This is a genomic window from Aquirufa rosea (assembly GCF_004118285.1).
In the GTDB taxonomy this organism is placed as follows: Bacteria; Bacteroidota; Bacteroidia; order Cytophagales; family Spirosomataceae; genus Aquirufa; species Aquirufa rosea.
In genome coordinates, this window is sequence record NZ_SDHY01000001.1 from 393172 (window position 1) to 406712 (window position 13541).

At 39.7% G+C, this 13541-nt stretch carries 11 protein-coding genes and 2 tRNA genes; 9 read left to right on the forward strand and 4 right to left on the reverse strand.

Annotation, left to right across the window (positions count from 1 at the left end; all coding sequences use genetic code 11):
* Positions 1-16: 16 nt before the first annotated feature.
* The 7 genes from ESB04_RS01750 to ESB04_RS01780 all read left to right on the forward strand — a co-directional run bounded on the left by ESB04_RS01750 (position 17) and on the right by ESB04_RS01780 (position 9813).
* On the forward strand, positions 17-445 hold the full coding sequence (locus ESB04_RS01750; protein ID WP_129025627.1) for a hypothetical protein: 429 nt from the start codon (positions 17-19) through the stop codon (positions 443-445).
* Between the two features lie 153 nt (positions 446-598).
* Complete coding sequence (locus ESB04_RS01755) at positions 599-1681, forward strand: efflux RND transporter periplasmic adaptor subunit (protein WP_129025630.1); 1083 nt, start codon at positions 599-601, stop codon at positions 1679-1681.
* A gap of 22 nt (positions 1682-1703) precedes the next feature.
* Positions 1704-4907, forward strand: coding sequence for an efflux RND transporter permease subunit (locus tag ESB04_RS01760; RefSeq protein WP_129025632.1), 3204 nt, complete (start codon positions 1704-1706; stop codon positions 4905-4907).
* Positions 4900-6327, forward strand: a complete 1428-nt coding sequence (locus ESB04_RS01765; RefSeq protein WP_317127012.1) for a TolC family protein — start codon at positions 4900-4902, stop codon at positions 6325-6327. The genes ESB04_RS01760 and ESB04_RS01765 overlap by 8 nt, the downstream gene beginning before the upstream one ends.
* A 179-nt stretch (positions 6328-6506) precedes the next feature.
* Positions 6507-7619, forward strand: a complete 1113-nt coding sequence (locus ESB04_RS01770; protein WP_129025636.1) for an alpha/beta hydrolase family protein — start codon at positions 6507-6509, stop codon at positions 7617-7619.
* Positions 7619-8824, forward strand: coding sequence for an MFS transporter (locus ESB04_RS01775; protein WP_129025638.1), 1206 nt, complete (start codon positions 7619-7621; stop codon positions 8822-8824). The genes ESB04_RS01770 and ESB04_RS01775 overlap by 1 nt, the downstream gene beginning before the upstream one ends.
* A complete protein-coding gene (locus tag ESB04_RS01780; protein WP_129025640.1) occupies positions 8821-9813 on the forward strand; it encodes a zinc-dependent alcohol dehydrogenase in 993 nt (330 codons plus the stop codon). Before ESB04_RS01775 ends, ESB04_RS01780 begins: the two co-directional genes overlap by 4 nt.
* An 82-nt stretch (positions 9814-9895) precedes the next feature.
* Here ESB04_RS01780 and ESB04_RS01785 read toward each other — a convergent pair.
* A tRNA-Lys gene (locus ESB04_RS01785) sits at positions 9896-9968 on the reverse strand.
* Positions 9969-10102: 134 nt separating this feature from the next.
* Here ESB04_RS01785 and ESB04_RS01790 point away from each other — a divergent pair.
* Positions 10103-10840: a hypothetical protein gene (locus ESB04_RS01790; protein WP_129025642.1), complete on the forward strand. Its 738-nt coding sequence runs from the start codon at positions 10103-10105 to the stop codon at positions 10838-10840.
* Here the strand turns inward: ESB04_RS01790 and holA are convergent.
* Positions 10837-11886: a DNA polymerase III subunit delta gene (gene holA / locus ESB04_RS01795; protein ID WP_129025644.1), complete on the reverse strand. Its 1050-nt coding sequence runs from the start codon at positions 11884-11886 to the stop codon at positions 10837-10839. The genes ESB04_RS01790 and holA overlap by 4 nt on opposite strands.
* 122 nt (positions 11887-12008) lie before the next feature.
* On the opposite strand from holA, the gene ESB04_RS01800 reads away from it, so the two are divergent.
* Positions 12009-12524: an FKBP-type peptidyl-prolyl cis-trans isomerase gene (locus tag ESB04_RS01800; protein ID WP_129025647.1), complete on the forward strand. Its 516-nt coding sequence runs from the start codon at positions 12009-12011 to the stop codon at positions 12522-12524.
* A gap of 66 nt (positions 12525-12590) precedes the next feature.
* On the opposite strand, the gene ESB04_RS01805 is transcribed toward ESB04_RS01800, so the two are convergent.
* Complete coding sequence (locus tag ESB04_RS01805; RefSeq protein WP_129025649.1) at positions 12591-13058, reverse strand: deoxycytidylate deaminase; 468 nt, start codon at positions 13056-13058, stop codon at positions 12591-12593.
* Between the two features lie 282 nt (positions 13059-13340).
* Positions 13341-13414: transfer RNA gene (locus ESB04_RS01810), tRNA-Met, on the reverse strand.
* Between the last annotated feature and the right edge of the window lie 127 nt (positions 13415-13541).

Sequence of the window (13541 nt, forward strand, 5' to 3'; positions counted from 1 at the left end):
TTTTCTCTGATTAACTATGTTTAAGTCTCTACGAATAAGTTTTCTGCTTTTATCTCTGACTCTGTTTGGGGGCATAGGACATTTTGTAAAAAACGATTATAAACATACGATTTTTTCGAAGAACACCTCGCAGAGCCTATCAGAATCTCATGGCAGCACAGGTGACAATCTATCAAAATCAGAGGCTTTTTTTATCAATAGCCTGATTCGTCCATATATTTCAACCAAAACTGAAGCTCCACTTTTCCATACAGAAGTTGAAGAAGAGGAGGAGGATTTCTCTGTCAGTAAAAAAGGGTATAAGCAAATTCAGTTCGCCCTAACCTACGAATTTCCCCGCTTTTTTGATTGGTCCGTGGAACCTAAATTGGGTTCATTTCATGCCACGTCAAAAGCTTTAACTTACATTCCCTTATACCTAACTCTACAGGTATTTCTCATTTGATTTTTACTTCTTATTGTAAATTAAAGTAGTTTCTACCCAGAGGCTATTCTTTAATTTATTCAATTCCATCCGGCTCAATTTCATTTAGCCGAATGTCACCCATGGCTTTTATAGCCCAAAATTTACCATTTCCCAATTTAAAAATTTAATAAGATGAACAAGTTATTCATGGTCATTAGCTCATGTATGGTTCTTTTTCTGTCCAATTGTGAATCCAAAAAGGAAAAAAAAGAAGAAAAAACCAAGTTTATTGTCACCAGTACCTATCAGACAGATACCACCATCACTCGACAGTATGTCAGTCAAATTCGAGCCATTCAACACATTGAAGTAAGGGCTTTAGAAAAAGGATATTTACAAAATATCTATGTGGACGAAGGGCAATTTGTCCAAAAAGGGCAATTGATGTTTAAAATTATGCCTATGCTTTATGAGGCCGAAAAGCAAAAAGCACAAAGTGAGGCAGATTTTGCAGAGATAGAGTATCAAAACACCAAACAGCTACAAGAGAAAAATGTGGTATCTATCAATGAGTTAGCTTTAGCTAAAGCCAAATTAAACAAAGCAAAAGCCGAATTATTATTGGCTCAAACCCATTTAAAATTCACGGAAATCAGGGCTCCCTTCAGCGGATTCATGGACCATTTTCAAGTACGATTGGGGAGTTTAGTCAATGAAGGTGATCTATTGACAACACTTTCTGATAACAGCGAGATGTGGGTTTACTTCAACGTTCCTGAGGCAGAATATTTAAACTATAAGACGAATGCCACTCAGGAAAACCTTGTGAAAGTAAATCTTATGATGGCCAATAATGCCCAATATAAATATGCAGGGCTTGTAAAAACCATTGAGGCCGATTTCAACAATGAAACAGGTAATATTGCCTTTAGGGCCACATTCCCTAATCCAGATAAATTATTGAGACATGGTGAAACGGGAAATATTCTCATGACAGTTCCATTGAAAAATGCCATCATCATTCCGCAGAAAGCTACATATGAAATTCTAGAAAAGAAATATGTATTTGTGGTAGACAAAAGCAATACCGTACATTCTAGAGAGATCGACATTGCTGCGGAAATGCCCGATTTATACGTCATTAAAGATGGATTGAAAAAGGATGAAAAAATCCTTTTAGAGGGAATTCGAAAGGTTAAAGAAAATGACAAAATCGAATTCATCTATGAAGCACCGCAACAGGTAATTCCTAAGCTTAAGGTATACGTAGAATAACATCAGCCATAAATAGAAATATATGTTCAGCAAATTCATTCAAAGACCCGTATTAGCCATCGTTATATCGCTGGTAATACTTTTCGTCGGAATTTTGGCGATCAAAAGTTTGCCTACCTCACAGTTTCCAGAGGTAGCACCCCCCGTAGTGATGGTGTCTGCTTCTTATCCAGGAGCAAGTGCTAAATCTCTGGCAGAATCAGTCATAATTCCCTTAGAGCAGTCCATCAATGGCGCCTGGGGCATGCGATACATGACCTCCGACGCCACGAGTGCGGGAGAAGCCAATATCCAGGTTGTTTTCAATCCGGGCACGGATATAAACCAGGCTCTGGTACAAGTTTCGAACCGAGTTCAACAGGTAACCAATAGGCTTCCGACCTTGGTACAAAGGGAGGGAGTTGTCATCACACCAGTAATTCCAAGTATGTTGATGTATGTCAACCTATACAGCAAGGACAAAAATGCCAACATGAAGTTCTTGTTTAATTATGCCGGTGTAAACATGGTACCTGAATTACAGCGTATAGATGGCATTGGCCAAGTGAGAATTTTAGGTAGTCGTCAGTATGCCATGAGGGTTTGGTTAAATCCTGACCGCATGCGTGCCTACAATGTTTCTCCAGATGAAGTCATGGAGGCATTGAGTGATCAAAGCATCATTGGAAAGCCAGGAAGGATAGGTCGAGGGGACAGTAAACAGGCCGAGGCACTGGAATATGTCATGACCTATACGGACCGATTCAACGATCCGAAGCAATATGAAAATGTCATCATTCGAGCTAATCCCAATGGGGAAAACCTACGGCTCAAAGATATTGCGACCGTTTCCTTGGGAAGTGAATACTATGATATTTATTCCAGCATGAATGGACATCCTTCAGCGGCTTTAGTATTGAAACAAACCTATGGAAGTAATGCGAGTGAAGTTATAGCAAAGGTAAAGGAGAAACTGGAAGTGTTGAAAAAATCATTTCCCCCTGGAATGAAATATGAGATTAGTTATGACGTGTCAAACTTTTTAGATGCTTCCATCGAAAACGTGATTCATACGCTCCGAGATGCCTTTATCTTGGTAGCCTTGGTGGTGTTTATCTTTTTGGGCGATTGGAGATCTACCATTGTCCCAATTCTAGCCGTTCCCATTTCTTTGATTGGAGCCTTCTTTTGCATGCAATTGTTTGGACTGACTATCAATATGGTTACTCTATTTGCTTTAGTATTAGCCATTGGAATTGTCGTCGATGACGCCATCGTGGTCGTCGAGGCTGTCCATGCCAAAATGGAGGAGGAGCATTTATCGCCTTACCATGCGGTAAGAAAAGTAATCGGGGAAATTAGTGGTGCAGTTATTGCCATTACCCTATTAATGGTATCAGTTTTTGTACCTGTCTCCTTCATGACTGGACCAGTGGGAACCTTTTATCGCCAGTTCTCCATCACCATGGCTTCCTCTATCGTCATATCAGGAATTGTAGCCTTGACAGTCACGCCTGTTTTGTGTGCCATAATATTGAAAAATAATCACGGTAAGCCTAGAAAAAAGACTTGGATGAACAGGCTCTTAGATGGATTTAACCATTGGTTTGAAAGACTTACGGGTAAATACGTTGGCATATTACGCTTAATTACCCACCGAAAAATGATCACCATCGGCATGTTTGTAATCTTTGCCTTGGGAATATTCGGCGTCAGTACTAGTCTACCCTCAGGATTTATTCCTAATGAGGATCAAGGTATGTTATATGCCATCATTCAAACTCCTCCAGGATCAACCTTGGAAAGAACGAATGATTTATCCAACAAATTGGTAAGTGTGATTCAAGGAGTAGAAGGTATTCAATCTGTCTCTTCCATCGCTGGTTATGAGGTATTGACGGAGGGTAGAGGTTCGAATGCAGGAACTTGTTTAATTAACCTAAAACCGTGGTCTGACCGTAAACACTCTGTGACTGAGATCATTGCGGAGCTAGAGGAAAAGGCAAAAGACATCCCAGGGGCAACCATTGAGTTTTTTGATCCACCAGCAGTTCCTGGATTTGGTGCGGCTGGGGGATTTGCCCTTCAACTGCTGGACAAAACCAATAGTGGGGATTACAAGCAATTAGAAAAAACCACCACGGAATTCATGAATGAGCTGAAAAAACGTAAAGAATTGACCGGCTTATTTACTTTCTTCAGTGCCAATTACCCTCAATACGAGATTGAAATTGACAATGAAGCTGCCATGCAAAAAGGGGTTTCCATAAACAATGCGATGAATACCCTTTCCATTTTTGTAGGAAGTACCTACGAGCTGGGCTTTATCAAATACCAACGATTCTTTAAGGTTTTTGTGCAGGCAGCACCCGAATTCCGCCGACTACCTACCGATATCATGAACTTGTATGTCAAGAATAATCGAGATGAAATGGTGCCATTTTCTGCATTTATGAAAATTAAAAAGAAGCAAGGTGCCAATGAGATAAACCGCTATAATATGTACAATACGGCGGCTATTCGTGGCGGAGCTGCCAGAGGGTACAGTAGTGGTGAAGCCATCAAAGCCGTTCAAGAGGTAGCAGCTAAAACCCTACCTAATGGCTACGACATTGACTGGGCTGCGCTATCTTATGATGAAACTAGAAGGGGCAATGAAGCCATTTACATTTTTATTGTCGTATTAATGTTTGTGTACTTCGTTTTAGCCGCGCAATATGAAAGTTTCATCATCCCATTGTCAGTAGTATTCTCACTGCCCGCAGGAATATTAGGCTCCTTTTTATTAATCAAAGGCCTTGGCTTAGCCAACGACATCTATGCTCAGGTGGGACTGGTCATGTTAGTGGGTCTGCTAGGAAAAAATGCCGTCCTGATTGTGGAATTTGCTGTACAAAAGCAGCAGCAGGGTGCCACGGTACTTGAGGCAGCTATAGAGGGCGCAAAAGTGCGTTTCCGTCCTATTTTGATGACTTCCTTTGCCTTTATCGCTGGATTAATTCCGCTGGTATTAGCACATGGAGCGGGAGCCATTGGTAATAAAACGATCGGAGCGTCCGCCTTGGGAGGAATGGTGTTTGGTACCGTTTTTGGGGTCATCATCGTCCCAGGATTATACTACATATTTGGATCATTGGCCGAAGGAAAAACGCTCATTAGAAATGAAGACAATAATCCATTGACAGAAGATTTAGTAAACCAAATGGATCACTTTCCACAAAGCACAGAAAATGATGAAAATGCATAAAATATCGATTTTAATAGGTGTAATCATACTGCTGTTGGTGGTAGATTCTTGCCAAATTCCACAGATAAGCCTGAAAACCGAACACAAATCAGCCCCAAGCAGCTATGTAGATTCGGCGGACACCACTAATATGGTTGCACAGAATTGGAGGACTTATTTTAAAGATCCTGCTTTGGTTGCCTTAATTGATACTGCTTTAACGAATAATCAAGAGCTACAAATTGTTTGGCAAGAAATACAAATGACCAATAATGAAGTAAAAGCAAGACAAGGGGCCTACAAACCCTTTGTCCATGCGGGAGCTAATTTGGGTTTGGATAAAGTAGGAAGGTATACGAGTCAGGGATCAAGTGATGCCAATAATGAGGTAGTCACTGGCAAACAACTTCCTGATCCTATGGCCAACTATGCCTTGGGTTTGAATGCTTCTTGGGAATTGGACATTTGGAAAAAGTTAAGAAATTCTACCAAATCGGCAGTTTTCAAGTACCTGTCTACCGTGGAAGGAAAGAACTTTCTTGTCACTCATTTGGTCTCGGAAATCGCTAATTCCTATTATGAATTATTAGCACTAGATAATCAATTGGCCATATTGAATCAAACGATTGACTTATACCAAAACTCTTTAGAGATTGTCAAATTAGAAAAACAATTTGCTCGAGTAAGTGAATTAGCGGTTCGAAGATTTGAGGCTGAGGTATTGAAGAATAAGAGTCGACAGTATGACATTAAGCAGCAAATTACCGAAACGGAAAATAGAATTCATTTTCTTGTAGGTCAATTTCCTCATCGCATCCGTAGAAATTCCGAAAACTTTACCGACATCAAATTACAGTCCATACAGGCAGGTATCCCTGCTCAACTCTTATCCAACAGACCTGATATCAAACAAGCAGAACAGGCATTGATGGCGGCGGAATTGGATGTTAAAGTAGCTAGGGCAGAGTTTTATCCTACGCTCATGATCAGTGCAGGTTTAGGTTATCGGGCATTCAATACCAAATATTTACTTCAAACTCCGGAATCCTTGATGTTCAATTTAGGTGGAGAATTGATAGCTCCATTGGTGAACCGTAGGGCCATCAAGGCGAATTATTTTTCAGCCAATGCCCGTCAAATCCAAGCTGTTTACCACTATGAGCAGAGCATATTAAAGGCTCATTTAGAGGTTGTAAATCAATTAAATAACCTGGAAAACTTGCGAAATAGCTTCGATTTAAAAAAGAAGCAGGTAACTGCCCTGACGGAATCCATTGATATCGCATCGACCTTATTTAAATCTGCCCGGGCAGATTATATGGAAGTTCTTTTAACGCAAAGGGACGCCCTAGAATCAAAAATGGAAATGGTAGAAACCCAAAAGCGCCAATTGACTGCCATGGTCAATATATACCAGGCATTAGGCGGGGGATGGAGATAAGTAGTATTTATTTCTGGTTTACAAAAAGGGTGGCAATTTTATGGCCACTCTTTTTTTTGTGACAATACAAATTTATCTACATGTGTTATAGATTCGTTGATTAGGTAAACCAAGCTAATTTCCCTTTAAAAATAGTAACTTGAAGCTCAAATGATGTTTGAATCTAACCTGCAACTTGAATGAAATACATTTTATTAATATTTACCATTTGCTGCCATAGCCTTTGGGGGCAAATAGAGAAGAAAGATTTGGGCACTCTCTCAGGAGGATCCTATCAAGTACTTATTCCCAAAAATTGGAATAAAAAATTGGTCATGTATGCCCACGGTTATCAATTTCAAGGGCAAAAGCCTTCCGAGGCAAATGTGGGATTGGAAAAGCGCCTACAAGTTATTTTGGACAGAGGTTTTGCCATTGCCGCCTCCGATTACCCGGCTGTAGGCTTTGTCTTACCCGAAGGTATCGATGCTACTGAAGAATTGAGGCAGGCATTTGTAAAGCAAGTTGGAAAACCCGATTCTACCTTCATGGTAGGACATTCCATGGGAGGGGGGATCACGCTAGGAATCATGGAAAACTTCGGAAATCATTACGATGGTGCTCTTCCTCTATGTCCCTTGTCCTCCAGGCCCTATTTACAATGCAGAAAAGAATTTGACATGTATGCCACCTTCAATGGACTTTTTCCTGGCATCGTTCCCAGTCTAAAAGATATTTTCGACGTCAACTCCTCCGTTGGATTTGTGAATTTATCTCAAGCCGGTAGTCGAATTGGGCAAATCACACAAGCCATCATGGCTAAAGATTCCAGCTTGGCTAAAGCTTTTGCTAAGAAATTTGACCTTAAATTAAAAGATTTGGCGGGATCCTTATTTTTCAATCAAAATGTGCTTCGCGATTTGGCCATTAAATTTGGAGGAAATCCTTTCGATAATTTACAAACTGTCTATTCGGGATTTCCAGATGATTTACAAACCAATAAATTAGCTGAACGATTAGGCGCTACGAAAAACCCCAATCAACTATTTTCCCGCTATGATCGAACAGGTAATATCCAAAAACCCGTGTTATTAGTGCATACCATTTATGATCAATTAATTCCAGTCACTTATGCCGTGGTGAATTATGAAAACATGGTCCATCAGCAACAAAAAGACAAGTATTTTACTGTAAAATATACCAATGGACAGGCACATTGTGCCTTTAGTCCACAACAATTAGCAACTTCATTTGACTTGTTGAGAAATTGGGTTAAAAATGGAAATAAACCACAGGGAGGATATTTAGAATAATGAACTCAAGCCCCATTTCTGCCAACAATGCCCCCATGTCTAGTTTTCAAATCTTAATGGTAGCATTGTGTTTTTTTATGAATTTTAATGATGGAATTGATGTTCTGATTGTCTCCTTTTCCAGTTCTGAAATCATTCGCGCCTTTGACTTAAGTAAATCAGAAATGGGCTATATTTTCAGCGCTGGTTTAGCAGGAATGACCTTAGGTTGTTTCTCCTTGGCACCATTTGCTGATCAATATGGCCGAAGGAAGATATTTATCATTTCCTTAGTCATGGTGAGTATTGGTATGTTTGGCGTGGCCTTTTCTGGGGCCTATTTACCTATTTTAGGTTGGCGTTTCTTAACAGGTTTGGGAATAGGGGGTATTTTACCAACTATTACCACCACTGCAGCCGAATATTCTAATGATAAATACCGAGATTTCAATGTAGGGCTTATACAAGCAGGATGGCCAATAGGAGCCATATTAACAGGTTTATTGTGTGCAGATATCATACCTGTGAAAGGATGGCAATATGCCTTTTTCTTAGCAGGCTGTTTCTCTTCGGGCATGACGGTTTTGGTATTTTTCTTGATGAAAGATTCAGCCGACTTTTTAACTAAGAAAATAGAAAAACAAGGTGTATCTGTTTTAATGACCCAGGAACTAAAGCCAAATACCTGGCGACTATGGTTGGCAGCTTTTTTTGGGTTTATGACTTTGTATACCGTGATGAGTTGGGTACCTACCATTGCGAAAGACTCAGGTATGCCATTTGAATTGGCTACCTATGTAGGCATTGCCCTCAACTTGGGAGCCGCCATAGGGTCATCGTCCATTGGAGCCTTGGGTGCAAGATTTGGATTAAAAAAAATCCAATTGCTATATATGCTTTCTGCCTTTACCCTGATGCAATTATATGCTTTTATGGACCTATATCCTGCGCTGATTTTTATACTGGTCTTTGGTATAGGTATATTTGCCCAGGGAGGTTTTAATGGAATATGGCCTATTTTATCCCGAATTTATCCCACCTCCATTCGTGCCACGGGGGTAGGTTATACGGTGGGAATTGGTCGATTAGGCGCTATTTTAGGTCCCGCTGTTTTTGGAGTCTTGGCGGATAGCCACATGAGTAATTCCTTGTTATTTATCTTATTTTCTCTACCACTTTTGGTGATGGGCTTAATCATACGCACTTTACCATCCAATAAATTATGAAAGCAGGTGTTTTACTAGGCCCTCGGCAATTGCAAATACAGGAATTGAAAAAGCCAGTTCCCAAGGCTCATGAAGTTTTGATTCGACTAAGCTCCACGGGCATTTGTGGCTCCGATGTACATCTTTTTTTAGGAGACCGATTATTAACTAGCCCAACTGTCCTTGGACATGAAGGAATTGGTTTGATTGAAGCCATAGGAGAGGAGGTCACAGGTTTTGAGATAGGGCAACGGATAGTGATTGAACCCAACATACCTTGCGGGGATTGTCGATTTTGTAGGCAAGGAAGGGGTAATATATGTCCTCATAAACAAGTGATAGGGGTCAATACCTCAGGTTGTTTCGCTGAATACATTTGCTTGGATGCTAATTTTTGTTGGCAACTACCCGATACTATTTCCCCGGAAGATGCTGTTTGTATAGAACCACTAGCTGTGGCGGTACATGCCCTGAAATGCGGTGCTTTAGAAGCCCAGGAGGCTATAGCCATATTTGGATTAGGAGCCATTGGAATGCTTTTATGTCAATTAGCATTATACAAAGGTTATCGGGTTTGGGTGAAAGATTTGAATCCTGAAAAACAAGAATCAGCCCAACAAATGGGGGCTAATATCTTGCCCGATGAGTCTTTAGACAGTTTTTTATATGATTATGAGATTGCAGGCATATTTGATTGTGTGGGGGTAGCTAAAGCTACCAATCAAATTTTGGCAGCTGCTCCAAGAGGTTCCAAAATAATCCTAGTTGGTTTAGCCAATGAAATGGCTCAATTTGTTCCCTTAAAGATTGCTCGTGAGGGAATTTCTATATTACCTTCTATCATATACGATCATCCGGCAGACTTTGCGGAGACCCTTGATTTAATTGCTACTAATAAGATTCAACCCGGGAAAATAATCTCTGAAAGATTTCCTTTGAATAGGATAGAAGAGGCTATGGAGCTAGCTGTAAGCGGGAAAGTTACAAAAGTGGTGGTCGATATAATTTAGAGGATTCGTTCCAAATGAGCCTTTTGAAAAAATCTCAGAAATAAAAAAAACCTTGCCAACATTGACAAGGTTTCTGTAGAAGTGATCCCGCTGGGACTCGAACCCAGGACCCATACATTAAAAGTGTATTGCTCTACCAACTGAGCTACGGAATCATCAAGCTTACGCTTGTATATCGATTGACCCACTCTGGAGTCGAAAGGAAGTTTGGCCACTGGCTAACTTCAGTTTGCAAAAGAAGAACATTTTCCCCTTATTGCGGTGCAAAACTAGTACGGTTTTTCGAATTATGCAAGACTATCATCTAAATAAAATTATATTTTATACACTTTTTTCTTTTGCTATTTGGCAACCTGCTTATAGCCAAACAGATAGAAATCAACTGGCCTTAGCTGATTCCATGTTCAAAAGCAATCGATTGCTAGAGGCGGAAAAAATTTATTTACCTTTCTTGGATTCTCAGCGCAATGAAAACGAGACCATCCGATTGAAACTGGCTTATATTGCTAAATCAAAAAATGATTGGCTTCAGGAACTATATTATTTATCTAGCATTCAGGCCGAGCAAGATCGACCGGCTATTGCCAAGCGCCTTCATGAAATAGGAGATAGGCAAGGACTTTCAGGATTTCAAATTAATCTATTTGACCAGTTTCTTTGGATTTATTTTACCTATTTCCCTTACCTGATGGGCTTTTTCTTCGCACTGGCACTATATGTAATAGGCATTTTAAGCTTCAAAAAAGTCAAAAAGTTGAAGATTAAAGCTTATAATTTATATTACCTCGCATTTTATTTACTGTTTTTAACCTGGTTTGCCAACTTCCCTTCCTTTTTGCAATACGGTATCATCACCAAAGATAAAGCCTATTTGCGCGATTATGCCTCCTCAGCAGCTCCTGTCAAACAAATGTTAAAAAAAGGCAATAGAATTATACACTGGCGAAAGAAGGATATCTGGGTAAACTGCTATTTCCAAGGCGAACTTGGCTATGTGAAAGCAGATGACTATTTACCAATCAACTAAAGGTTAAAAATCTCAAAGCTTAAATCTAAAATAATTTCCCTTTCTGGGTCACCGGAACCAATTACACCTTTGACCCTTAAATCGGCATTTTTAATGGCCTCTAATATACGAACCACTTTACCCAAGGGATAATTACGTTTGGCAAGGGTATAATCCTTGACAAAATATGGGTTTACTCCAATGGTACTGGCAATTTCATTTTCAGAAAGTGCTCCCAAATCATGCACTTGTAATACTTTGGCAAAAAAATTGAACAGCATAATTAACATGGGTGCAGCCGGATTTTGCTTGGTATTATCCGCGAAATAAAAGGCGATTTTTTGTCCCCGATCCGCATTTCGCTGTACGATTGCCTTCTGGAATTCAAAGTAATTATATTCTCTACTAATACCCACAAACTTCTCTACCTCATCTAAACCAATTTCCTTGCCTTTAGGCACATTGACAATCAATTTATCCGCTTCATGAGCCATTCTTTTTAGGTCTGTACCCACATAAGAAACCATTAATTCCTGAGCATTGGCTTGTATGGGTAATTGATGACTACCCAAATAATCCTTCAACCACATACCTAGGCGATCTTCACTGATTTTTTTAGAACTAACCACTACTCCCTTTTTATCGAGAGGAGGTAAAATCTTGGATTTGTCGGTTAGTAATGTTTTTAGCGTTAAAACTAGCAGTGTTGACTCAGTAGGTCTTTCACAATAGTCCACCCATGCCTTCCAATCTGAATTGGACTTATCTTTGGCATCGGCTTTTCCTTTCGCCATGGCATCCAAAAAAACCGCTTCCTTCACTATGATGACTTGTTTATCGGACATCATGGGAAATCTCCTGGCATAAGTAAGCACATCTCCCAAGGTTTGGTCTTTTCCATACATGACAAACTGATTAAAGCTTTGTTGATCAGGACTTAAAACCTGATTTTCAAATGCTTCGACGAGCTGATCAATAAAAAAAGGCTCATCACCATGAATTAAGTAGATGGGTGCCAATTTATTTTGCTTGATATCTTTTAATACGTCTTGGACACTTTTTTGCATGGAATTGGAAGATAAAAAATCAATCTGCAAAGCTAATCAAAAGCTTTTGAACCAAAAATAATAATCCCAAGGCCACTAGCTTTACAAAATATTCCCGTAGGTTTGTTGGAAAATAAGATATAATGCAAATTAGACCGAACTCCGTAGTTTTCATTTCTTACCAATTGTCCTTTCCTAATGAAGCAGGAGAGCCAGAGGTAGTTGAAATTGTAGATGAAAACGAGCCCATGGTATTTATTCATGGACTTAGTGGATTACCAGAGGCATTTGAAGATCAATTGAATGGTCTCTCTGCCAATGACACTTTTGATTTTACCATAGCTGCAGCAGATGCTTATGGCACTGTTGATCCTAATGCCATCATCGATTTACCTAAATCCATTTTCCAAATAGAGGGACAAGACACCAGTGATATGTTACGTGTGGGAAATTTCATTCCAATGACGGATGACCAGGGAAATCGTATGCAAGGCATGGTGGTTCAAGTAGGCCCAGAAACAGTCACTATGGACTTCAACCATCCATTAGCTGAAAAAGATTTAATGTTTAATGGAAAAGTCATTAAAATAAGGGAAGCTACACCAGAAGAAATCGCTCATGGACATGTGCATGGCGAAGGGGGAGTACATCACCATTAATTTAATCTAGCATGTAGAATAAGGAATGTAGATTAAAATTTTACCTTCCTAATTCTACATTATTTTTTACTGTAGTTGCATTTCATTATAGGCGCACACTTCCACACCGAATTTTCGCAAGAAATCCACACCTTCGTCAGAGGGAAGGCCTTTGTAGGATGCGTAAGAATTTAAAAAAATCACTTTTTTGATTTTCATGCTATAAATAATCCTTGCGCATGAAATGCAAGGGGAGAGGGTGACATATATGGTAGAGCCTTCTACATCTGCTCCATTTTTAGAGGCATACAATATGGCATTTTGTTCAGCATGCAGCGCCAGAGAACAAGATCCTTTAGAATCTCTAGGACAACCATCTTCGCCAAATTCATCATCACAATTATGTGTTCCTGCGGGTGGACCATTGTAACCAATGGAAATAATTCGAGTATCCTTTGTGAGAACAGCTCCTACTTGAGCACGAGTACAATGTGATCTCAAGGCTAAATTTTGAGCTAATTCCATGAAAATCGCATCGAATGGAGGTTTATTCATAAATGGTAAAAATGACTTAAATCTATTTTGAAAGACAAATATCCGATTTATTTTTCAATTGAATAGCAGTATAAATAAAGTACATCAATTTAAAGATCTAGGGAAAATTGACGTAGGCTATTATGTAATACCTGAAATAGGCGAAACGTTCGACTTGCCAAGATCTTTCGTAGCAGGGAGGAGCAGAATCGCAAGCCGTCCGTCAACAAACGGATAAGAATCCAACACGCTTTTCCTACAAAATAAAAAAGACAAGCCTTGCGACTTGTCTTTAACTTTTCGTAGCGGGGAGCAGAATCGAACTGCCGACCTTTGGGTTATGAATCCAACGCTCTAACCATCTGAGCTACCCCGCCAATTGGTTTGCAAAGGTAGCAGAAAGCAATTATAGTCACAAATAATTTCTAAATATTGAATAATTTTGTGCCGTATTGGTGAATTTACAAAGGAAATAATACCTTTGCCATGGTAGGGTTAGAATTG